The following is a 24128-nucleotide window of genomic DNA, read 5'->3' as shown; positions in this document are numbered from 1 at the left end:
AGGTTTTTATAAAAACTTATATTGTTTTTTACTTTATAAATAAGTTTATAGCACTATTGTTTAATGCTGTAAACTATAAGTTAGAAAATACATTAGAGTTAAAACAATTTAAATAATATAAATAAACAATAAAAATATAATTTAGCTAAGAGTAAAATTACGATACAATAAAATTTAAATTAGCAAATGTGGTATGAATTCAAGTTTTAAAAAATCTAATTTATCATTATTGGAAGCATATCTAGCTTACTTAAGAGAAACAGAAAAATATTTTATTTGATACTCTAAACATAGAAACATTTTAGAATTATATACATAGTAAGTTCTATATAAAATACAAAAAAGCTATTAACTTTGTGGTTAATAGTTTTTTGAGAATTTTAAAAACAAATTGATTATATAAAAATCTTGTTCAAAATAAATTCTAATATGGAAGTCCTAATATTTTTTCTCTAACTATAGATCTATAAAACTCTTCTTTTACATCCTCATTGCAATTAACTTTTATATAACTTCCAGTTTCCTCTCTATTATTTACCCTACATCTTCCAAAGCAGAAACCTTTGAGTTCGCATTCACTGCATTCTTTAATATTCTTTTGATCCAAATCTTTATGCAATTTAAATAACTTATGTTTTATTTCATTAAAATCGTCTTCTAATAGATTACTTAAAGGATCATCTGAAACTAAACCACATAAGTAACACATTCCATTTGGAGAAACAGTTACTTGAGTTCCAGCTGAGCAAATTGTATTTGATATTATATCATCATTTTCAAGAAATTTTTTAGGATAATATTCATTAATTTTTTGTTGCAACCTAGATAAAAACATTTCATACTCTAATGTTGTACATATTTCCCCATTCTCATCCATGTTTTTCCCATTTCCCAATGCTCTTACTACTGAAAAGCTAAAATGATTAATATCATTTCTATATAAATTATGTTTTGTAACAAACTCAACGAAGTGGTTCTCTATAGCTTTCATATTATTTTTTGAAATAGTAGCATGTAAGGACATAGGTTTATCAATACTATTTAAATATTTAATAGTATTGACTGCTTTTTTAAAATTACCCTTACCTCTTACATTATCATAAGTTACTTCATCGAATCCATCTAAACTTATTTGGAAAAAATCTATATTTTTAATATAATAGTCTAAATTTTCGTTATCATTTCTATCTATCCAGTCACTAAGTATAAAACCATTTGTTAAGAGTGTTATTTCTTCAATTCTTGGTCTTATATAATCTATTAGTTTCTTTAATTTAGTATTAAACAATAAAGCTTCTCCTCCAGATATAGCTAAAACAGGTTTATAATCTAAATTATTTAATATTTTGTCACTTATAAATTTCCAGTCATCTAAACATAATTCATCCATAATGGCAAACTCTGGGACAAAGCAATGAGCACAGTTAGTATTACATTTAAATGTCATATCATATTTAATTGCCAACTCAGGAGTTACTTCATCGTTTTCTTTTTTAGTTTGAGCCCAATACAAATCAGAAAGAAATTCTAGGTATTCTTCATTTTTACCGTCCAAATTAAAATCTATAAATACTTGGCCAATTGTTTTTTTATTACTCAATTCATAAAACCATTTAATCATATTTTCTGTTAATACGAGATATTTGTAAGTATTTTTAAATAATACAACATAATAGTCATCAACTTGTTTTATAAAATAATTTTCAATATCAAATATATAATCTCCAGTCAGGTTCATTTTATAAACTCCTTATATCTATTATTAATGGGTTGAGTAAAACTCAACCCATTTTGGATTCTTGTAAGTAAATTATTTAACAATCTTGAAAATTTACTTACAAGAACAGCTTAATCCTCTTGCTCCCCATAAGAAACCACCAGGTCTTTTACAATTTTTAGTTTTGGCTTTAACTTTATCACTAATAGCTCCTTTTTTACTGCTTCCATTTGGGTTTATGTGGAAAATCATATCACTCATAATAAATACCTCCCTGTATAGTTAAGTTGCAATATTTGATGAACAACTAATAAATATTGATAACTTTTTTAATTTTAATAAAAACTTACTGAAATTTAATATCTTTCTTATTAATCTTACCCCTAATGTAAAATTAATCTTTGAAAAACATAGTAGAATTTTAATGGATAGAGGATATGTAGTCCTCTTTGAAGGATTGAATAAATATTATATTCGCAACATAGCCTATAATTTCATCCAAGAAAATTATAAATGTCACAAAAGCTATAGAAATACATATAGAGATAGAATGTATATTCTATATAGCTATGTCAAATTAATAATACATATTAAAAAAATTTTATATATAGTTAATATATTTTAATGCTAAATAAGATTATAACAATTTACTTACTGTTAAAATTTACCATTTATTAAAATTATAGTCAACTAAAATATAAATTTAATAAACGGTATTTATATTTTGGAATTTAAGAATAAAAGATAATCTTAAAAAATTACTTATAATTTTAAGAAAGCAAAGAAAAGTAATTATATATTGTTAAGTAATTATAAAAATCTATATATTTAACATATTATTAAAATTCTAGAAGTATAATGTAGATGAAAATTTATTAATGATTTGTTCATTTAACAAGTAGATTTAAATTATAGTAAAAGAGTATATTTATTTAATAAAAGTATAAAAGAAAATATTGATTTATATAATACATTAATTTATGATGAAATAAGGTTTGTTTATAAAAAACTAAATATATTAATAAAAAAATTAAAAATAAGAATATATAACAACATGATATATAGATTATAAAAATTCAAACAGATTTTTAGAGTATGAACTTAGAAGTAGAGGTTATTTTTTTAACTTAATGGATTAGTAAATTTAATTTCAAACTTTTTTAATATAGTAAGTAATAGTATCAATATAACTTTTACGTTATATTTGTATATAATTTAATTTTTAAGGATGACTAATAAAGATGAAAAATAATTTAATTCGTTTTTTGAAAATAGTATTTAAAAAAAATAAAGTTAACGCCACAATAGCTTTTTCACTTATGTTGATTACATCGGGTTTGAGTTTATTTATGCCACAGATAACTAAGATGATATTAGATAATGCTATAAAAAATAATAATATAAATTTACTATTAAAGCTAACAACTATGTATATAGGAATAACATTAATATCAAATATATTATCTTTAGTTTTAGATTATATATATTCGAAAATGAAAAACAGAGTATCTTTGACTTTTAAAATAAAGTTAGTAAGGCATTTAGCTAAATTGTCTGGAGATTATTATACGAATATAAAGAGTGGAAATATATTAAATATACTTGAAAGTGATATGCATATAGTAGAAAGTCTAGGAGCAGAATTATTATTTTCTTTAATAGTAGATTTTTTTATGGCTGTGATAGCTTTAGCATTTTTAATAAAAATGCAAGCTGATTTATTAATTATAGTTATATGTATACAGATAACTATTTTACTGAGCCAATATAAATTTACTAAATTGATTGAATCAAAAAATGATGAAATAATAGAAAAATCAGGAGAAATTGCTAATATAAATCAAGAGTATATTTCAAACTTAATGAATATTGTAATATCTAAAGCTAATTTAAAATTTTTTAAAAAGTACTTAAAAAAGGAACGTAGCATATTTAGAGCTAACGTTCAATTAGATATGGTGTTTTCTGTAAGTATGGCAGGTGGAAGGATATTAAGCGCTTTTATAACAGTAGCTATTTATGGTTATGGAGGATATAAGATAATAAATGGGGCTATGACATTTGGAGATCTAATTGCATTTCAACAATATACAGAAATGCTTATTAGTCCATGTATGAATATTATAAGATCAAACATACAAATACAACAATCAAAAACATCTGTAAATCGTATATTCACGGTTTTAGATGAACCTATAAAAATCCCAAATAATAATTGTGGAATTAGATGTACAAAAGAATTTCTTGGTGATATAGATTTTAACCAAGTTAATTTTTCATATGAAGACACATCCTCTATTTTAAACAATATAAATTTGGAATTAAAGAATGGAAAGGTCACAGCATTAGTTGGATCAAGTGGTTGTGGGAAATCAACAATATCTAAGTTGCTTTTTAGATTGTGGGATGTGGAAAATGGAAATATAAATATAGATGGAGTATCAATAAAAGATTATAACCTTAAGGATATTAGAAAAAATATATCCATAATAACTCAAGATTCATTATTATTTGATGATACAATAATCAATAATTTAGTATTTGATAAAAAACATATGGATGAAAAGCAGATATATAATATATGTAAATGCGTTGGTATATATGATTTTATTAATGAGTTACCAAATGGGTTTGAAACTACGGTTGGAGAAAAAGGTGTAAAACTATCTGGAGGACAAAAGCAAAGAATAGCTATAGCTAGAGCATTATTAACAGATTCTAAAATCATAGTGTTTGATGAAGCAACATCAGCTTTAGACAACATATCACAAAGTATTATACTAGAAAATATAAATAAATATTTAACAGACAAGACAGTTTTAGTAATTGCACATAGATTATCTACAGTAAAGAATGCAGATAAGATATATGTCATAGATAAAGGAATTGTAGTAGAATCAGGTTCTCATGAAGAACTTGTTTCAAATAAAAGTGTTTATTATAATTTATTGAATGAAAAAAATAGAAAAGAGGTTTTTACTTAATTTAGCATGGATAGGTATAATATCTTATATATAAATTTGAAAACACATTAAATAAGAAATCATCATAAAGAGACAAACATATAAGTTTTAGTATATTTAAAGCGTTTTATTTTAAAAGTAAAACTTATATGTTTATCTAGATATATCTATTGATATTGATTAAAGAACTATATATTTAATAAGCTTTTTATTTCATTACATAAAGCATCTAAGTGTTCTGGGTTATTTTTTAAGTCAATTTCATTTATATTTACATAAAGAACAGGAGACTGGTCGTACTCAGCAATCCATTTTTTATATCTGTTGTGAAGATTAGTCCAGTAATCTAAATCAACAGACTTCTCCATCTCTCTACCTCTCATATTGATTCTATTTACGATAGTATCTATAGATCCATCTAGATATATCATTAAATCGGGTCTTCTTAAGTGAGGAACCATATCATTAAATAAATCTCTATAAGTTATATAATCTCTTTTACTCATCTTCCCGTTATCATATAAGTTTCTAGCAAATATTTCAACATCTTCATATATACTTCTATCTTGAATATTATTAAGTCCGTTACTGTCTATTTCTTTTTGTTGTTTGAATCTTTGAGCTAAAAAATATAATTGTAAGTGGAATCCCCAAGTATTTTGATCTTTATAAAAATCTTCTAGGTATGGATTTCCATTAACTTTTTCAAAATGAGTTTCAAAACCTAATTTTTCACCAACTAATTTAGTAAGTGTAGATTTACCCGCACCAACATTTCCTGCAACAGTTATAAATAAATCCCTATTTAACGGTTTATTACACTTATTTACCAATTTAAACATTTTCATGTCCTCCTAAGCTGTTAATAGCATCTTCTACTTTTTTTATTATAAATTTTCTATCATTGTCATTATTTAGAAAATCTAAATTAGAGTTATCTATTTCTAATATAAGAGGTTCCTTACCTACAAAATTATGTTTTATAGATAATGGATTAAAGTAATATTTATACTCTGTACTTAATTCTTGTATATAGTTTCTATCCATTTGTCTTTCAAAGCTTCTATCTCTCATGGCTATTCTATTCATTAATACATCTGTATTTGAGTTAAGATAGATTATTATATCTGGTTGAGGCAGGTCATTAATAAAAATATTATACATTTGTTTATATTTATAAAACTGCATATTATCAAGAGTTATTCCTGCGAATATAAGATTTTTAATAATGTGATAATCACTAACAATACTTGTGCCTTGACTCAATAAATTTTTCTCAGCATCTTCTAATTGTTTGATTCTATTAAATAAAAAAAATGATTCCGTTTGTAATGCGTATTCCTTAATATCTGTATAAAATTTTGATAAAAATGGATTTTCTTCTACTATTTCCCTTAGTAAAGTACAGTTAAAATGATTGTTTAAAATATTAGCTAATGTTGTTTTACCAACTCCTATAGGACCTTCTATAGCTATAAATATACCTCTACTATTCATATAATCACCCTCTAAAAATAATGTCTTATGTATTTTAGCAAAAAAGAATCACTAATTCTACTCTAGACTTTTTAAATTAAATTTGTATTAAAAATAAATAGTTAATTTAAATTTAACGAAATATGGGTAGAATTAAAACTATAAGTTTATATAAAAAGGAGCGAAATTTATGAAAGTTTATGAAAAAGAAAATTCAGTGGTTATAGAAGGTGCATTAGATTTTGATCCTAAGCATATATTTGAATGTGGACAATGTTTTAGGTGGAAAGCAGAAGATGATGGTTCATATACAGGGGTAGCTAAAGGCAGAGTAATAAATGTATCTAGAGAAGGAAATACAATTTATTTAAAGAATACTAATTTAGAAGATTTCAATAAAATATGGAAATCTTACTTTGATTTAGAAACAGATTATGCAAAAATAAAAAATGAACTAAAAAGTATGGATGAGTATTTAGAAAAGGCAACAGAATTTGGATGGGGAATAAGAATTCTACGTCAAGATCCATGGGAGATGTTAATTTCATTTATAATATCATCTAATAATAGAATTCCTATGATCCAAAAAGCTATATCTAATTTATCAAGGGAGTATGGCACTTATATTGGAAAGTTCAATGGAGTAGACTATTACGATTTTCCAACACCAGAGCAATTAAGTAAAGCGAGTATAGCTGATGTAAGAGCTTGTTCTACAGGGTTTAGAGATAAATATATAAAGGCAACTACAGAAAGGGTTATAAGTGAAAATGAAGATGTATACAACTATGAAAAATTAGGAACAGAAGACTGTAGAAAAAAACTTATGGAATTTAATGGAGTAGGTCCAAAAGTTTGCGATTGTATAGCCTTATTCGGTATGCAAAAGTATGATACATTCCCTGTTGATGTATGGGTAAAAAGAGTTATGCAAGAATTTTATGTAGAAGATGATATGAGTTTACCTAAAATAAGAAAGTATGCGATAGATAAATTTGAAGATTTATCAGGATTTGCACAACAATATCTATTCTATTATGCTAGAGAATTGGGAATAGGAAGATAAAAATAAGGAGGATATATGAGTGCTTTAGACATACTAGTTTTAAGTTATGTAGGAATATCTTATCTAGCTAGTATTGTGGTTGCTATAAATATAATACTCGAAAATCGAGATCCAGCTAAGACTATGGCATGGTTACTAATATTTATGGTACTTCCTGGGATTGGGCTAGTTATATATGGGGTGCTAGGCCGAAATATAAGAAAGAGAAAAATATTTAAAACTCAGAAACTAGCCACAGATATAAAAGAAAATAATTTATTTCAAAATTTGAGGTCAATAGAAGAGTTAGTAGATCTTGAACAAGAAGCTATAAAAAATAAAGAGTTATCAAAATTAGATGATTCTGAAGGATTAAAAAAGAAAGTTATAAGTTTACTTTTAAATACAGGAAAGTTCCCATTTACAGCTAATAATAAAGTAGAAATATTTATTGATGGGAATGAAAAATTTGAAAGACTAATAAAAGATATAGAAGAAGCTAAAGAACATATCCATTTAGAGTACTTCATAATAAAAGATAGTGAAATTGGAAGAAAGATTAAGGATTTGTTGATAAAAAAAGCTCGAGAAGGTCTGAGTATAAAAATTGTATATGATGATGTAGGATGTTGGAGGTTTTGGTTTCATAGAAAATTCTTTAAAGAGATGAAAAGAGAGGGCATAGAAATAGTTCCTTTTTTACCTGCAAAGTTTCCTCTAATGGGAGGTAAAATTAACTATAGAAATCATAGAAAGATTGTCATAATCGATGGATGCATAGGATATACAGGCGGTATAAATATAGGCGATGAGTATATGGGTAAAAACAAAAAGTTTGGATATTGGCGTGATACTCATATAAGAATTGAAGGAAGTTCTGTTTATATGCTACAAATGGTATTTTTAATAGACTGGTATTATACAACTCAAAAATCAGTCTTTGATGAAAAATATTTCCCTAAATTAGATTATAAAGGAAATAGCATGATACAGGTGGTAGCAACAGGTCCTGATAGTGATTGGGAGGCTATCCACTATGCATATTTTTCAGCTATTTGTAATGCTAAAGAAAGAGTTTATATAGAGACTCCATACTTTATACCAGATGAAAGTTTATTAAGAGCATTAAAGAGTGCAGCATTAAGAGGCGTTGATGTAAGAATTATATTCCCTGGTATAGCTGATCATAAAATAGTACATCAAGCATCATATTCATATTTTGATGATATTTTAAGGTCTGGGGGAAAAGTTTACTTATATAAAAAAGGATTTATACACGCTAAAGTAGTAATTATAGATGATAAGATTGCATCAACAGGTTCTGCAAATATGGACTTAAGAAGTTTTATGCTAAACTTTGAAATTAATGCATTTATGTATGATGAACAAATAGTAAAAAAAATAACTGAAGACTTCTATGAGGATTTAAAAAATAGCAAAGAAATACACCTTAAAGATTTTGAAAAAAGACCTTTAATAAAAAAATGGGTTGAATCAGTAGCGAGATTATTTTCACCAATTTTATAAGTTTATAATATGCGAGGAGGTTTGTCGATAACAGTAAAATTTCCTCGCATAAAAATTGAATAAAATTAATTAAGGGTATTGAAAAATAAGCAAATATAATATATTATAAAGTTGTTAGCACTCTAAGTAATAGAGTGATAAAATACATAGATTTCATTAGGAGGGATAATTATGAAAATAAGACCATTAGCTGACAGAGTAGTAATAAAGAAAGTAGAAGCAGAAGAAAAAACTGCAAGTGGTATAGTTTTACCTGGAACAGCTAAAGAACAACCTCAGATAGCGGAGGTTGTAGAAGTTGGACCTGGTGGAATAGTAGATGGTAAAGAAATTAAAATGGAATTAAATATTGGAGATAAAGTTATATATTCTAAATATGCAGGAACAGAAATTAAGTTAGAAGGACAAGAATATACTATATTAAAACAAAGTGAAATATTAGCGGTAGTTGAATAAGTATAAAGGGAGGATTATGAGATATGGCTAAAGAAATAAAATTCGCACAAGATTCAAGAACAGCTTTAGAAGCTGGTGTAAACAAATTAGCAGATACAGTTAAGGTAACATTAGGGCCAAAAGGAAGAAATGTTATATTAGATAAAAAATTTGGGGCTCCACTTATAACAAATGATGGAGTTACTATAGCAAAAGAAATAGAATTAGAAGATAGATTTGAAAATATGGGAGCTCAATTAGTTAAAGAAGTTGCAACTAAAACTAATGATGTAGCTGGAGATGGAACTACAACTGCTACAGTTTTAGCTCAAGCTATAATAAGAGAAGGGTTAAAAAATGTAACTGCTGGATCTAACCCAGTACTTTTAAGAAAAGGAATTCAAAAAGCTGTAGAAGTAGCTGTTGAAGAACTAAAAAAACAATCAAGAACTATAGAGACTAAAGAATCTATATCTCAAGTTGCGTCTATATCTGCAGGAGATGAAGAAGTAGGTAATTTAATAGCTGAAGCTATGGAGATAGTAGGTAAAGATGGAGTTATAACAGTTGAAGAGTCTAAAACTATGCATACAGAGTTAGATGCAGTTGAAGGTATGCAATTTGATAGAGGATTTGTTTCAGCATACATGGTAACAGATGTTGATAAAATGGAAGCTGTTTTAAATGATCCATATATATTAATAACAGATAGAAAAATAAATAATATACAAGATATATTACCTGTACTTGAGCAAATAGTACAACAAGGTAAAAAGTTATTAATAATAGCTGAAGATGTAGAAGGGGAAGCTTTATCTACATTAGTAATAAACAAATTAAAAGGTGTATTTGATGTTGTTGCAGTTAAGGCTCCTGGATTTGGAGATAGAAGAAAAGCTATGTTAGAAGATATAGCTATACTTACTGGAGGAACTGTTATATCTGAAGAATTAGGATATGACTTAAAAGATGCTGATATATCTATGTTAGGTAGAGCTGGATCTGTAAAAATAACTAAAGATAACACTACAATAGTAGATGGATCTGGAGATAAAAAAGCTATAGAAGACAGAGTAAGTCAAATCAAACATCAAGTAGATCAAACTACTTCTGATTTTGATAAAGAAAAATTAATGGAAAGATTAGCTAAACTTGCAGGTGGTGTTGCTGTAATAAAAGTTGGAGCAGCTACAGAAGTTGAGCTTAAAGAAAGAAAATTGAGAATAGAAGATGCATTAAATGCTACAAGAGCAGCTGTTGAAGAAGGTATAGTTGCAGGTGGTGGTACTGCATTAGTTAGTGTAATACCAGTTGTAGATAAGTTAATAGAAGAACTTGAAGGGGAACTTCAAGTAGGCGCTAAGATAATAAGAAGAGCTTTAGAGGAGCCATTAAGACAAATAGCAATTAATGCTGGTCTTGAAGGAGCTGTTATAATACAAAAAGTTGTAAATGAAGATCCAGAAATAGGATTTGATGCATTAAATGAAAAATATGTGAACATGGTTGAAGTTGGTATAGTTGACCCAACTAAGGTTACTAGAACTGCGTTACAAAATGCAGCATCTATAGCAGGTGTATTCTTAACTACAGAAGCAGCTGTTGCAGATCTTCCTGAAAGTGATCCAGTACCAGGAATGGGTGGAGGAATGCCTCCAATGATGTAGGTTAGTAAAGTTTGAACGGTAATTGGCTTCGTGTTGATGATATTGCTTCATGCACTAAAGACCTGAAGAGCTCGGTCTTTAACGTTTATTCAGCAAATATAATCAACACTTCGCCTTTAGGTAAGTTCAATACTTTATTGAGGTGTGATAGAAATTAAGGATAGTTGCTATCATCAACACTTCGCCTTTAGGTAAGTTCAATACTTTACTTGAGATGAAGAGAAATAGGAAGGGATTATATCTAAGTGATATAATCCCTTTTTTACGTGTTTTATCAGCTGGAAAAGGTATGCTTAGTGTGTTAAAATTAATATTAACAACTTAGAATAGTGGGGGGTACTTATGGATATTAGAGGTTTATTAGAGCAAGTGAAAAACAATGATATAGATATAGATATAGCTATGGAGAAGCTTAAAGATTTACCTTATGAAGATATTGGGTATGCAAATATCGATCATCATAGACAAATAAGAAATGGGTATCCGGAAGTTATTTACTGTGAAGGTAAAAGCGATGAACATATATTGGGAATTATAAAAAAGATGAGCGAAAAAGGTTCAAATATATTAGGAACTAGATGCAGAAAAGAAACATATGAAAAAATTAAATCTTTATATCCACATTGTGAATATGAAGACTTATCTAGAATATTAAAGATTCAAAATAAACCTATAAAAAACATAGGAAAGGGAAAAATTGTAGTTGTTACAGGTGGAACATCTGATATTTCGGTTGCAGATGAAGCATATTATACTGCAACATTTCTAGGTAATGATGTTGAAAGAGTTTATGATGTAGGAGTTGCAGGCATACATAGATTACTAAATAAAATGAATATAATTAGAGATGCTAGAGTATTAATAGTTGTAGCTGGGATGGAAGGCGCTTTACCAAGTGTGGTAGGGGGGTTAGTAGATGTTCCTGTTATAGCAGTGCCTACATCAGTTGGATATGGTGCTAATTTTAATGGTCTTTCAGCTTTATTAACGATGCTAAATAGTTGTGCATCAGGAATATCTGTAGTTAACATCGATAATGGATTTGGGGCTGGATATCTAGCAGCTACAATAAATAAATTAGACTAAAATATGAAAGAAGGTATTCGAATGGAAGAGAGAATTTTGTATTTTGACATAGTAAATGGTATATCTGGAGATATGACTATTGCGAGTTTATTAAACTTAGGGGTACCTAAAGAAATTTTTTTAGATGAATTAAATAAATTAAATTTAAACGATGAGTTTAGTATAGAAATAGGTTCTAAAAATGAAAGTGGTATAGTTGGTACAAAGGTTAACGTTATAGCTAAAGAATCTAATGCACATAGACATTTAGTAGATATTTTTGACATTATTGATAAATCTTCTTTAAGTAATAGCATAAAAGATAGAGCTAAAAAGATATTTATGACGGTAGGAGAAGCAGAAGCTAAAGTTCATGGTACGACAATAGATAAAATTCATTTTCATGAGGTTGGAGCAATAGATTCTATTGTAGATATTGTTGGATGTTCTATATTAATAGATTTATTAAACATAGATAAAGTGTACTCTAGTTGTGTTCCAGTGGGATCTGGATTTGTGAAATGTGATCATGGTATTATGCCAGTGCCAGCACCTGCAACTATTGAAATATTAAGAGGAGTACCAGTTAAACTAAATAGTGTAGAAGGAGAGTGTACTACACCTACGGGGGCAGCTATAATAAAAACATTATGTAGCGAGTTTGTAGATAAATTAGAATTTGAAGTTGATCAAATTGGATATGGAATAGGTCATAAAAAATTTGAAATACCAAATATGTTAAGAACTATAGTAGGTATAAAAAAAAAGAAGAAGTAATATATGAAATAAGTTGTAATATAGATGATATGTCGTCAGAGATATTTTCATATTTATATGATAAGTTCATAGAAGAAGGAGCACTTGACATATACACTGAAAGTATATATATGAAAAAAAATAGACCGGCGATTAAACTGTCTGTTTTGTGTGAAAAGAATGATTTAGATAAATTTAATGAAATTATATTGATGGAAACTAGTACATTTGGAATTAGGTATAAGGAGTATAAAAGAAAAACTTTATTAAGAAAGTTTGAAAAAATAAATTGCGAATATGGAGAAGTAACAGTTAAAATTGGGTATTACAAAAATAAAATTATAAAAGTTACTCCAGAGTACGAAGAGTGTAAAAATATAGCTAAAAATGCTAATATATCCATAAAATTTGTATATGATAGCATAAATTGCTCAATAAAAAATAAATTTTTTTAAAATTGTTGACACAAGTAAGAAAATTTGATAAATTAATAAACAACTCATACAACATTGTATACAAAATCATAAATAAAAAATCACTCATATATACTCAGAAATATGGTCTGAGAGTCTCTACCGGAGTACCGAAAATACTCTGACTATGAGTGAAATTATTATAGACAAAACTCTATCATTAATAAAGTAAATCTATAGGCTGAGAATATTCCCTATAGGTTAGCTACAAGTTAAAAGAGTTTTGAGAACCTGTATAGTAATTTCACTTATAAAATGAAGTTATTATACAGGTTTTTTTGTACCCATTTTTAAGGAAATTAAAGTTTTAGGGTAGAAACAGTATAAAAACAACTGATTATATAAAAAATAATAAATAGTAAAAAAATATATATAAAATAACGAAGGGGGCAACCGATATGGCAAAGATATTAAAAGAAGGATTAACATTTGATGATGTACTTTTAGTTCCACAAAGATCAGAAGTGTTACCTAAAGATGTTTGTACACAAACACAATTAACAAAGAGCATTAAATTAAATATACCTCTAATGAGTGCAGGTATGGATACAGTTACTGAATCGAAAATGGCTATTTCAATGGCGAGACAAGGTGGTATAGGAATAATACACAAAAATATGCCTATAGAAGCACAAGCTTTAGAAGTTGATAAAGTAAAAAGAAGCGAGAGTGGTGTTATCGTAGACCCATTCTTCTTAACAAAAGACCATACAATACAAGATGCTGATGATATAATGGCAAGATATAAAATATCGGGTGTACCAATAGTAGATGATAATAATAAATTAATCGGAATAATAACAAACAGAGATATAAAGTTTGAAGCTGACTTTACTAAAAAAATAGAAGATGTTATGACTAAAGAAAATCTTGTTACAGGAAGAGAAGGAATAAACTTAACTGAAGCTCAACAAATATTAAAGAAACATAAGATAGAGAAATTACCTATAGTTGATGCAGAAGGAAACTTAAAAGGATTAATAACAATAAAAGATATAGAGAAGAAAATACAATACCCAAACTCTGCAAAAGATTCTCAAGGAAGATTATTATGTGGAGCTGCTCTTGGAATAAGTGCTGACTTAATGGATAGAGTTGCTGCATTAGTTAAAGCTAATGTTGATGTAGTTGTACTAGACAGTGCACATGGACATTCTATGGGAGTTATAAATGCTCTTAAACAGGTAAAAGAAAAATATCCAAACTTACAAGTTATAGCTGGAAACGTTGCAACTGCAAAAGCTACAGAAGATTTAATAAAAGCTGGAGCTGACTGTGTAAAAGTAGGAATAGGACCAGGGTCTATATGTACAACAAGAGTTGTTGCTGGTATAGGTGTTCCACAAGTAACAGCAGTTATGGACTGTGCAGAAGTTGGACATAAGTATGGAGTACCAGTAATTGCTGATGGAGGATTAAAATTCTCTGGAGATATAGTAAAAGCATTAGCTGCTGGAGCATCAATATGTATGATGGGATCTATGTTTGCAGGAACAGAAGAAAGTCCAGGAGAAACAGTTCTATATAGAGGAAGATCATATAAAACATATAGAGGAATGGGATCTATCGGAGCTATGGAAAAAGGATCTAAGGATAGATACTTCCAAAATGATGCTAAAAAATTAGTTCCTGAAGGTGTTGAAGGAATGGTTGCATATAAAGGTAAAGCTGAAGATATAGTTTACCAAATGATAGGTGGAATAAGAGCTGGTATGGGATACTGTGGTGCCGCTACAATTAAAGACTTAATGGAAAATGCTGAGTTTATAAAAATAACAGCTGCTTCATTAAAAGAAAGTCATCCGCATGATATAACTATAACTAAAGAAGCGCCAAATTACAGCACTCAAGGGGAGGTATAAGAATGAAAAAACAACATGAAATAGTTTTAGTAATAGATTTTGGTGGTCAATACAACCAATTAATAGCAAGAAGAGTTAGAGAAAATAACGTATATTGTGAAATATTACCACATACTACAGATATAGAAGTAATAAAAGCTAAAAATCCAAAAGGAATAATCTTTACAGGAGGACCTAATAGTGCATACTTAGAAGAGTCTCCAAAGATAACTAAAGAAATATTCGAAATAGGAGTACCTATACTTGGAATATGTTATGGAGTTCAGTTAATGGCTCACTTATTAGGTGGTAATGTAAGAAGAGGAAATAATAGTGAAAAAGAATATGGAAAAACTTCTATAACATATAACGCTTCAAACATATTTGAAGGAATTTCTACTAATACTGTTTGGATGAGTCATACAGATTTAATAGATGTTCTTCCTGAAGGATTTGAAGTTGCTGCATATACTGAGGATTGTCCAGTAGCTGCAATGCATCACCCAGAAAAGAAATTATACGGAGTTCAATTCCACCCAGAAGTTGAACATTGCTTAGAAGGAGATAAAGTTTTAAGAAACTTCTTATATAATGTATGTAAAGTAACTGGAGATTGGACAACAGATTCATTTATAGAAGAAAAGATAAAAGAATTAAAAGAAACTATAGGAGATAAGAAAGTACTTTGTGCTTTAAGTGGTGGAGTAGATTCATCAGTTGCAGCTGTACTTGTTCATAAAGCTATAGGAGATAACTTAACTTGTGTATTCGTAGATCATGGATTACTTAGAAAAAATGAAGGTGATGATGTTGAAAGAATATTTAGAGATAAGTTTGACATGAACTTAATAAGAGTAAATTGTGAAGATAGATTCTTATCTAAATTAAAAGGTGTAACAGAACCTGAAGCTAAGAGAAAAATAATAGGTGAAGAATTTATAAGAGTATTTGAAGAAGAGTCTAATAAATTAGGAAAAATGGATTTCTTAGCTCAAGGAACTATATATCCTGATGTTGTAGAAAGTGGACTTGGAGAATCAGCTACAATAAAATCACATCATAATGTTGGTGGAATACCTGAAGATATAGAATTTGAAATAGTTGAACCTTTAAGAGAATTATTTAAGGATGAAGTTAGAAAAATAGGATTAGAACTTGGAATAGATTATGATTTAATATATAGACATCCATTCCCAGGACCAGGTCTTGGAATAAGAGTTATAGGTGAAGTAACTAAAGAGAGATGTGATATATTAAGAGAAGCAGACGCTATATATATGGACGAGCTTAAAAAAGCTGGTTTATACAGCGAAATCTGGCAAGCATTCGCAACTTTACCAGATGTAAAAACTGTTGGAGTTATGGGAGATGAAAGAACTTATGCTTATTTAGTAGGTATAAGAGCTGTTACTTCTTCTGATGGAATGACTTCTGATTGGTACAAAATGCCTTACGATGTATTAGAAAAAATATCTAATAGAATTGTAAATGAAGTTGATGGAGCAAATAGAGTAGTTTACGATATCACTAGTAAGCCTCCAGGAACTATAGAATGGGAATAAAACCAGTTTATTCAAACACTTACAATAAATTATAAAAAAATAAAAAGCTTATGCTTTTTATTTTTTTATAAGGATTTTATCACAAAAAACTTATCATCAATGGAGGAAAATATGCAAAATTCAAGTGTTAAAGGCTCTAATAATAGATTATTAGAGAAAGTTTTTAAACTAAGTGAAAATAACACAAATGTAAAAACAGAAGTATTAGCAGGAATAACAACATTTATGACAATTGCTTATATATTAGTTGTAAATCCTACTATATTAGGTGAAGCTGGTATGGATAAGGGCGCTGTTTTTACAGCAACAGCAATAGCTTCAGCAATAGGATGTATAATAATGGGATTCTTAGCTAATTATCCTATAATATTAGCTCCTAGTATGGGAATAAATGCGTTCTTTACGTATACAGTAGTTTTAGGTATGGGATATACTTGGCAATTTGCACTATGTGCTATGTTTATCGAAGGTATTATATTTATTTTATTAACAGTAACTAATGTTCGTGAAAAGATAATAGAGTGTATGCCAGATGTCTTAAAACATGCTATAACGGCTGGAATTGGATTGTTTATAACATTTATAGGACTTGTTAATGCAGGTATTGTTCAGCAAGGTGGAGCTATAATATCATTAGGAAATGTTAAGTCGCCAGTTGTATTATTATCTATAATAGGATTAATGATAGCTGCAACTTTATTAATAAAAAATGTAAATGGAGCGTTTTTAATATCTATAATAATTACATCTGTAATTGGAATGGTATTTTCAATAGTTCCTATGCCAACAGGAGTTATAGACTTACCTCCATCAATACAACCTGTATTTATGAAAGCATTGGATGTAGGTAAAAGTCAAATATTTAGTTTAGATATGTTAGTAATAGTTCTTACATTATTATTTGTTAATATGTTTGACTCAATAGGATTCTTATTAGGAATTGCAGATAAGGCTAATTTATTAGATGAAAATGGAAATATGCCTAATGTAAAAAAAGCATTATTAGCAGAATCTGTTTCAACTACTATATCTTCAGTATTAGGAACATCAACTCTAGCTACAACAGTTGAAAGTGGATCTGGAATAGCAGTTGGAGGAAGAACGGGATTAACAGCAGTAATTACTGGAATTTTATTTTTAATTTCATTATTTTTTGCTCCATTATTTGTTTCTATACCACCTCAAGCTACAGCTCCAATACTTATACTTGTAGGATTCTTAATGGCAAGTTCAATATTAAGAATTAACTTTAATGATTTTACAGATGCAATACCAGCATTTATAACATTTGTAATGATGCCTTTATCATATAGTGTTGCAGATGGTATTATGTTCGGAATCATATCATATACATTTTTAAAGTTAGCTAGTGGTAAGAAAGATCAAGCAAAACTGTCTTTAATTATACTTAGTATAGTATTCATACTAAAATTTGGATTATTATAAAATGAAAAAGATATGTAAATATTTATATTTATATATCTTTTTTTTTATTTATTTTTATTATTTTAAAAAAGTTTGAATTTCGTTTAAATATGATGAAAATATGAATTATATAGCTTAAAGTTAGATGAACAGTGCATTTCAGAAAAATATTTGTGTGCCTTATGAATTTTTTCTTAGTTCTTAATTTTCTGTATTTTTAAAATAAAACATAAATTTTGATGTGTTAAACAGTTTAAAAAATAGTTTTTATATGTAATAATTATGTAAACAAAAATATAGGTAAACGTTTTCAAAAAAGGTGTATAATTAAAAAAAACGCTCAAGGGGGAACTTGTATGGAAGAAAGATTAGTAGGTTTTGTTACTAGCAATGATAAGAATTGGGACAAAAGATGGAAGTATAATTGTGCAATTTTCATTATTAGTTACATTTTTATGGGAGCCGTTACAGGTATAACCAATGACTCTTATATATCTTACTTGAATTTAACTGTACCCGATGTTGTTAAAGCTTTACCTATGTACACATCAATAGGCACATTTATAATGGCTATGATGCTTTTATTGGTGCATAAGTTAGGGTATAAAAAGATAATAGTATTTGCACCAGTTGTTTTAATAGGGGCACTATTATCTTGTATATACAGTAGTAATGGTAAAGTAATCTTAGTAGCTAACATATTAGTTAACGTAGGGGCAGGTTTATTTGATTTTATATATCCTTTAATGTTCACATCATACACACCTAAAGAAAAAAGAATTTCAATGTTTTCAAGAGTAATGTATTGCAACTTAATCAGTCAATCAATATTAACATTTTTAAATGGTAAAATAGTTGTATGGAAGTTTAGTAAATATCTAGGTATAAGTTATGATAAAGCATCTGCTTTATCAGAGAATGCAAGCAAATTAACTTCTACACAAATGAGTTATTATATTAATTCATATGAATTTGCATTATGGATAGCAATTGTATTTGCAGTTCTAGCTTTAGGATGTCTATTCTTTTTAAGAGAAAAAGTAGAAGATTATAGAGAAACTGAGGAAGAAATTGCAGCTAGAAAAGCTGAAAATAAATTTAGTTTAAAAGTATTTTGTAATAAATATATAATAATGTGGGTTGTAATATTTAGTACTATAAGATTTGGAGCTCTTTTAATAACTCCTTACTTCCCAATATATTTAAACAATTTCTTACATATAAGTAGAGGTACCGTATCAACAATAATAACATTCCAGACAATAGCTATGGTATTAGGATTTTTAGCAGCACCGTATTTAGAAAAGAAATTAGGATCAATTGTAACAATATCATTATCTATGATATTATGTATACCGCTTATGTTAATAATGGCAAATGGGACTATATTTGGAGGAAATATAGCTTGGATAATAGGAAGTGTATTATTCTTAAGATCAGGACTTGCAAATGCTTCTAACCCTATTCAACAATCATTACCACTTACATTTGTTCCTAAAAATTTAGCTCCTGCATATAGTTCAGTTATACTTATATCAAATTCTATAGTAGGTATATTTGCAGGTTTATTTGCTAGATACTCTTTATTAAAAACAGATGCTGGATACGGGAAGGCATATTATATAGCTAGTACGTTATATTTTATTGCATCTGTTGTTCTACTAATTGTATTTATTAAAAAATATAATAGAGGTTTAAGCGAAGAAGAAATAAAAATAAATGAAGTAAAAGAAGAGTTTATAGAAGAAAAATAAATACTTTATATAAAAATAAGTTACTTTTATAGAGAATACAGTTAAGTGTGTTGTATCTTGAGGTAACTTATTTTTGTATAAAGAATAAAAACGAATAAAAAAAGTAAAAAATATAAAAATATTCGTAATTTATATTGCTTAAAACCGAACTATATTATATAATCAACATGTAAGATAAGTTAAAAGACGAACGAAATCATAATTATATTTTATAAAATAAGGAGGAAGGATATGCAAGCAGCGCAAACTTCAAATAATAAGAAATCTATGTTAGATAGAGTTTTCAAATTAACAGAGAATAACACGAACGTAAAAACAGAAGTTATAGCAGGAATGACAACATTTATGACAATGGCATATATACTAGTTGTAAATCCTAGTATATTAGGAGATGCTGGTATGGATAAAGATGCTGTATTTGCAGCAACTGCAATAGCAGCATTTATAGGAAGTTGCATAATGGGATTTTTAGCAAATTATCCAATTGCTTTAGCACCGGGTATGGGACTTAATGCATTCTTCGCATACACAGTAGTTTTACAAATGGGATATAGTTGGCAATTTGCATTATGTGCAGTTTTAATAGAAGGAGTAATATTTATATTATTGACATTAACTAATGTAAGAGAAAAGATTATAGATTGTATACCTGGAGTTTTAAAACATGCAGTTACAGCAGGTATAGGATTATATATAGCATTTATAGGATTAGTAAATGCAGGAATAGTGCAAGGTGGAGGTGCAATATTACAACTTGGTAATATGCAAAGTCCAACAGTAGTATTAGCTATACTAGGTCTAGTAATAGCGGCAGTTTTACTTTCAAGAAATGTTAAAGGTACATTTTTATTAGCTATGGTAGTAACTACAGCTATAGGAATTGTAGCGGGATTAGTTCAACTGCCACATGCTTTAGTTTCATCGGTTCCATCATTGAAACCAGTATTTTTACAAGCATTTTCAGTTCCAGTTGATCAAATATTTAGTTTAGATATGCTAGTAGTAGTATTTACATTCTTATTTGTTGACTTATTTGATACAGTAGGATGTTTAGTAGGAGTAGCATCAAAAGGTAATATGTTAGATGAAAACGGAAAACTACCAAAGGCTAAAGAAGCATTATTTGCAGATGCAATAGCAACTACTACAGGATCTTTATTAGGGACTTCAACAGTTACAGCATATATTGAAAGTGCAGCTGGTATAGGCGAAGGAGGAAGAACTGGATTAACAGCAGTAACGACAGGAATATTATTCTTACTATCGTTATTCTTTGCTCCAATATTTACATCAATACCTCCGCAAGCTACAGCTCCAGTACTTATATTAGTCGGAGTTATGATGGCAAGTTCATTACTTGAAATAGACTTTAGTGATTTTACAAATGCAATACCAGCATTTTTAACATTTGCAATGATGCCGTTAGCTTATAGTATAGCAGATGGTATTATATTCGGAATAATATCATTTACAATATTAAAATTAGCTACAGGAAAGAAAAAAGAAGTTAATATATCATTAATATTCTTATCAATAATGTTTATACTAAAGTTTGTATTATTATAAAATATAATTAAAATGATTGGATAAATTAAATGCTGAGATTAATTTTAAAATTAATCTCAGCATTTTTATTTTAAATATAAAAAAAGGTTAAACACATATACATATATGTACTTAACCTTTTTTTATACTTAGTTTTAGATTTTAGAAGTTTTCAGCTTTTATTTCATAATATCCTTGAGGATGTTTACATGCTGGACATACTTGTGGAGCTTCAGTTCCTACATGAACATATCCACATACTGTACATACCCATTCATGAACTTCTGGTTTTTCAAATACTATATTTTCTTCTATATTTTTAGCTAATCTTAAGAATCTATCTCTATGATGAGCTTCAATTGAATGTATATGAGTGAATGAAGATGCTATCTCTTCAAAACCTTCTTCTCTAGCTTCTTCAGCAAATTTTAAATACATTGTATCTTCCTCATCTTCGCCTTTTGCAGCACCTTTTAAATTTTCTAAAGTAGAACCCATTCCAACACCATAAGAACCTGTTACTTGAACATCATTTCCAGTAAAATCATTTAATAAATATCTAAAGAATATCTTAGCATGCATTTCTTCGTTATGAGCAGTTTCATCAAATATATCACCTATTTGAACATATCCTTCTTTTCTAGCTATTTTAGCATAAAATTGATATTTATTTTTTGCTTGAGATTCTCCAGCAAAAGCATTCATTAAATTTTGTGCAGTTTTAGTTCCTTTTAAAGATTTCATCTTTAATTCATCTCCTAAGTATAAAATTTATTTTTAATTATAGTAAATAAATACCACTTTAATTTATCTTAAAACAAAATAATTATTTTTCATATAAAGTTGTAATTTTACAAATTAATAGAATTTTGAATGAAATTCATAAATATGTAAATCATATTAGATAGTAAATTTTGTAAGATGGAGGGCTAAAGATGAAACTATATGGAGTTTTGATAACTAGTATATTTATATCAGGTTTTTTAATAATTGGATATGCTAGTACTTCAGATAAAAACTTAAATTCAGTTGAAAAAAGTGCAAAAGAAGTAGTATATGAAAATAAAGAAAGTAAAACTGAAAAGTTAACAGAAAAGGAAGCTGTTGATTTAGTTAAAAAATATATGAAAGAAAAAAACATGTATATACCTAATTTTGTAGAAGTTGATAGTAAATCTAAAGATATATATACAATACATGCATATGATGTTATTACAAATGAAGAAGAAAGTCATGTGGCTACAAGTGGATGGTTTGAGGTTAATATTAATACAGGTAAAATAAAAGATATAATGAATGAGTAGAAGTTTTGAATGACTAATAGTACAATTAAACTATAAACTTAATAGGAAGTGATATTTTGGATAGTATTAAAAAGAAATCTATAATATTTTGGTTTATTGATTTAGTTTATGCTATTGTATTTGGATTAATAATAGGCGCTGATTTAGGGTTTGATGTAACTAAAAAGTTAAATAAGTATTTCGGATAATTAAACATAAAAAAGGAGCAATCTAGAAATGGATTGCTCTTTTTTGAGCTTTAAATAAAAATGCGAACAAAATTAAAAATAAGGTTGATAATATACGTATAATAGTATATTATTTAAATATAAAGTTCGTTATATATAACGTATATTCAAAAAAACAAAAAAATATATATACGCAAAAATAGGGAGGATTATGATGAAAATAGCAGTAGTTATGGGTTCAAAGTCAGATTATCCAAAGTTAGAAAAAGGAATAGAGCTTTTAGAAATGTTCGGAATAAAAGTTGTAGCAAGAGCACTATCAGCACATAGAACACCTAAGCAATTAACAACTTTTTTAAACGAAATTGAAAATGATACAGATGTAATAATAGCAGCTGCAGGAAAAGCAGCACATTTACCAGGAGTAATAGCATCACATACTTTAATACCTGTAGTAGGATTACCAATAAAGTCATCTACAATGGATGGTTTAGATTCTCTTCTTTCAATAGTTCAAATGCCACAAGGTATACCAGTAGCTACTGTAACTATAGATTCAGGAATAAATGCAGCATTAATGGCAGCACAAATAATGAGTATAAAATATCCAAATATAAAAGAACAATTGAAAAGTTATAGAGAAGAAATGGAACAAAAAGTATTAGACGATGATAAAAACTTAAGGGGGTAATTGAAATGTTATTATACGAAGGAAAAGCAAAACAAATATTTAGTACAGAAAATGAAAATGAGTATTTAGTTTATTATAAAGATGATGCAACAGCTTTTAATGGAGAAAAGAAAGCTTCAATAAACTCAAAAGGAATTTTAAATAACAAGATTTGTACAGTTATGTTTGAGATGTTAGAAAAAGAAGGTATAAGTACACATTTCATAAAAGGTGTATCAGATAGAGAAATGATAGTTAAAAAGGTTGAAATATTACCACTTGAAGTAATTGTAAGAAATATAACTGCTGGATCATTTTGTAAGAGATATGGAATAGAAGAAGGTATTGTACTAGATGAACCTATATTTGAACTATCTTACAAAAATGATGAGTATGGAGATCCGATGCTAAATGATGATCATGCAGTTGCTATGAAACTTGCAACTAGAGAGGAAATAGCATTTTTAAAACAAGAAACTTTAAAAATCAATGAAATAATGAAGAAATTTTTCTTAAAGTTAAACTTTAAGTTAGTTGATTTTAAACTAGAGTTTGGGAAAGATGAAAATGGAAACATAATACTAGCAGATGAAATATCTCCAGACACTTGTAGATTATGGGATGTAGATACAAATGAAAAGTTTGATAAAGATAGATTTAGAAGAGATTTAGGTGATTTGGTTGAAGGGTATACAGAGGTTTTAGCTAGGATAGAAAATTAATCAGGGGGATATTT

The 24128-nt window shown here is 27.9% G+C and carries 20 protein-coding genes, 1 pseudogene and 1 riboswitch; of the genes and pseudogenes, 16 read left to right on the top strand and 5 right to left on the bottom strand.

All coding sequences use genetic code 11. The annotated features are described in order from the left end of the window. Positions 1 to 424: 424 nt before the first annotated feature. Entirely contained in the window at positions 425 to 1738 is a 1314-nt protein-coding gene (locus tag KXZ80_RS14895) for a radical SAM/SPASM domain-containing protein (protein WP_021431597.1), read from the bottom strand. A 93-nt stretch (positions 1739 to 1831) separates the two neighbouring features. After that, positions 1832 to 1978 carry a hypothetical protein gene (locus tag KXZ80_RS14890; RefSeq protein WP_021431598.1) on the bottom strand — a complete coding sequence of 49 codons (147 nt, stop codon included), beginning with the start codon at positions 1976 to 1978 and terminating at the stop codon, positions 1832 to 1834. A 980-nt stretch (positions 1979 to 2958) separates the two neighbouring features. Here KXZ80_RS14890 and KXZ80_RS14885 point away from each other — a divergent pair. Next, complete coding sequence (locus KXZ80_RS14885; RefSeq protein ID WP_021431599.1) at positions 2959 to 4701, top strand: ABC transporter ATP-binding protein; 1743 nt, start codon at positions 2959 to 2961, stop codon at positions 4699 to 4701. A gap of 167 nt (positions 4702 to 4868) precedes the next feature. On the opposite strand, the gene KXZ80_RS14880 is transcribed toward KXZ80_RS14885, so the two are convergent. Beyond that, the gene (locus tag KXZ80_RS14880) at positions 4869 to 5522 is read right to left on the bottom strand and encodes a deoxynucleoside kinase (RefSeq protein ID WP_021431600.1); all 654 of its coding nucleotides are present in this window, start codon (positions 5520 to 5522) and stop codon (positions 4869 to 4871) included. After that, positions 5515 to 6177, bottom strand: a complete 663-nt coding sequence (locus tag KXZ80_RS14875) for a deoxynucleoside kinase (protein WP_021431601.1) — start codon at positions 6175 to 6177, stop codon at positions 5515 to 5517. The genes KXZ80_RS14880 and KXZ80_RS14875 overlap by 8 nt, the downstream gene beginning before the upstream one ends. A gap of 169 nt (positions 6178 to 6346) precedes the next feature. Between KXZ80_RS14875 and KXZ80_RS14870 the strand changes: the two genes are divergently transcribed. The 11 genes and pseudogenes from KXZ80_RS14870 (at position 6347) to KXZ80_RS14815 (ending at position 21272) form a co-directional block, all read left to right on the top strand. Continuing rightward, positions 6347 to 7222: a DNA-3-methyladenine glycosylase family protein gene (locus KXZ80_RS14870; RefSeq protein WP_021431602.1), complete on the top strand. Its 876-nt coding sequence runs from the start codon at positions 6347 to 6349 to the stop codon at positions 7220 to 7222. Positions 7223 to 7237: 15 nt separating this feature from the next. Beyond that, a complete protein-coding gene (cls, locus tag KXZ80_RS14865) occupies positions 7238 to 8728 on the top strand; it encodes a cardiolipin synthase (protein ID WP_021431603.1) in 1491 nt (496 codons plus the stop codon). A gap of 171 nt (positions 8729 to 8899) precedes the next feature. Next, on the top strand, positions 8900 to 9184 hold the full coding sequence (locus KXZ80_RS14860; protein WP_021428256.1) for a co-chaperone GroES: 285 nt from the start codon (positions 8900 to 8902) through the stop codon (positions 9182 to 9184). 23 nt (positions 9185 to 9207) lie between these two features. Then, positions 9208 to 10830: a chaperonin GroEL gene (groL, locus tag KXZ80_RS14855; protein WP_021428346.1), complete on the top strand. Its 1623-nt coding sequence runs from the start codon at positions 9208 to 9210 to the stop codon at positions 10828 to 10830. Between the two features lie 342 nt (positions 10831 to 11172). Further along, on the top strand, positions 11173 to 11916 hold the full coding sequence (gene larB / locus KXZ80_RS14850) for a nickel pincer cofactor biosynthesis protein LarB (RefSeq protein ID WP_021431604.1): 744 nt from the start codon (positions 11173 to 11175) through the stop codon (positions 11914 to 11916). A 3-nt stretch (positions 11917 to 11919) separates the two neighbouring features. Beyond that, positions 11920 to 13106 (top strand): annotated as a pseudogene (gene larC / locus KXZ80_RS17695) (nickel pincer cofactor biosynthesis protein LarC). 64 nt (positions 13107 to 13170) lie between these two features. Then, a riboswitch (purine riboswitch) is annotated at positions 13171 to 13272 on the top strand. A 250-nt stretch (positions 13273 to 13522) separates the two neighbouring features. Continuing rightward, positions 13523 to 14986 carry an IMP dehydrogenase gene (gene guaB, locus KXZ80_RS14835; protein WP_021431607.1) on the top strand — a complete coding sequence of 488 codons (1464 nt, stop codon included), beginning with the start codon at positions 13523 to 13525 and terminating at the stop codon, positions 14984 to 14986. 2 nt (positions 14987 to 14988) lie between these two features. After that, positions 14989 to 16527, top strand: coding sequence for a glutamine-hydrolyzing GMP synthase (guaA, locus tag KXZ80_RS14830; protein WP_021431608.1), 1539 nt, complete (start codon positions 14989 to 14991; stop codon positions 16525 to 16527). Between the two features lie 111 nt (positions 16528 to 16638). Continuing rightward, complete coding sequence (locus KXZ80_RS14825) at positions 16639 to 17973, top strand: NCS2 family permease (RefSeq protein ID WP_021431609.1); 1335 nt, start codon at positions 16639 to 16641, stop codon at positions 17971 to 17973. Positions 17974 to 18308: 335 nt separating this feature from the next. Then, the gene (locus tag KXZ80_RS14820; RefSeq protein ID WP_021431610.1) at positions 18309 to 19706 is read left to right on the top strand and encodes an MFS transporter; all 1398 of its coding nucleotides are present in this window, start codon (positions 18309 to 18311) and stop codon (positions 19704 to 19706) included. 231 nt (positions 19707 to 19937) lie between these two features. Then, positions 19938 to 21272 carry an NCS2 family permease gene (locus KXZ80_RS14815; protein WP_021431611.1) on the top strand — a complete coding sequence of 445 codons (1335 nt, stop codon included), beginning with the start codon at positions 19938 to 19940 and terminating at the stop codon, positions 21270 to 21272. Positions 21273 to 21413: 141 nt separating this feature from the next. On the opposite strand, the gene rbr is transcribed toward KXZ80_RS14815, so the two are convergent. Then, entirely contained in the window at positions 21414 to 21995 is a 582-nt protein-coding gene (gene rbr / locus KXZ80_RS14810) for a rubrerythrin (RefSeq protein ID WP_021431612.1), read from the bottom strand. Positions 21996 to 22186: 191 nt separating this feature from the next. Between rbr and KXZ80_RS14805 the strand changes: the two genes are divergently transcribed. The 4 genes from KXZ80_RS14805 (at position 22187) to purC (ending at position 24114) form a co-directional block, all read left to right on the top strand. After that, the gene (locus tag KXZ80_RS14805; RefSeq protein WP_021431613.1) at positions 22187 to 22555 is read left to right on the top strand and encodes a hypothetical protein; all 369 of its coding nucleotides are present in this window, start codon (positions 22187 to 22189) and stop codon (positions 22553 to 22555) included. 56 nt (positions 22556 to 22611) lie between these two features. After that, positions 22612 to 22743 carry a hypothetical protein gene (locus tag KXZ80_RS17780; protein WP_021431614.1) on the top strand — a complete coding sequence of 44 codons (132 nt, stop codon included), beginning with the start codon at positions 22612 to 22614 and terminating at the stop codon, positions 22741 to 22743. 193 nt (positions 22744 to 22936) lie between these two features. After that, positions 22937 to 23413, top strand: coding sequence for a 5-(carboxyamino)imidazole ribonucleotide mutase (purE, locus tag KXZ80_RS14800; RefSeq protein WP_021431615.1), 477 nt, complete (start codon positions 22937 to 22939; stop codon positions 23411 to 23413). 5 nt (positions 23414 to 23418) lie between these two features. Further along, positions 23419 to 24114 carry a phosphoribosylaminoimidazolesuccinocarboxamide synthase gene (purC, locus tag KXZ80_RS14795; protein ID WP_021431616.1) on the top strand — a complete coding sequence of 232 codons (696 nt, stop codon included), beginning with the start codon at positions 23419 to 23421 and terminating at the stop codon, positions 24112 to 24114. Positions 24115 to 24128: the final 14 nt, after the last annotated feature.

Source organism: Paraclostridium bifermentans, from assembly GCF_019916025.1.
Classification (GTDB): domain Bacteria; phylum Bacillota; class Clostridia; order Peptostreptococcales; family Peptostreptococcaceae; genus Paraclostridium; species Paraclostridium bifermentans.
This window is presented reverse-complemented; position numbering and strand designations above follow the sequence as displayed.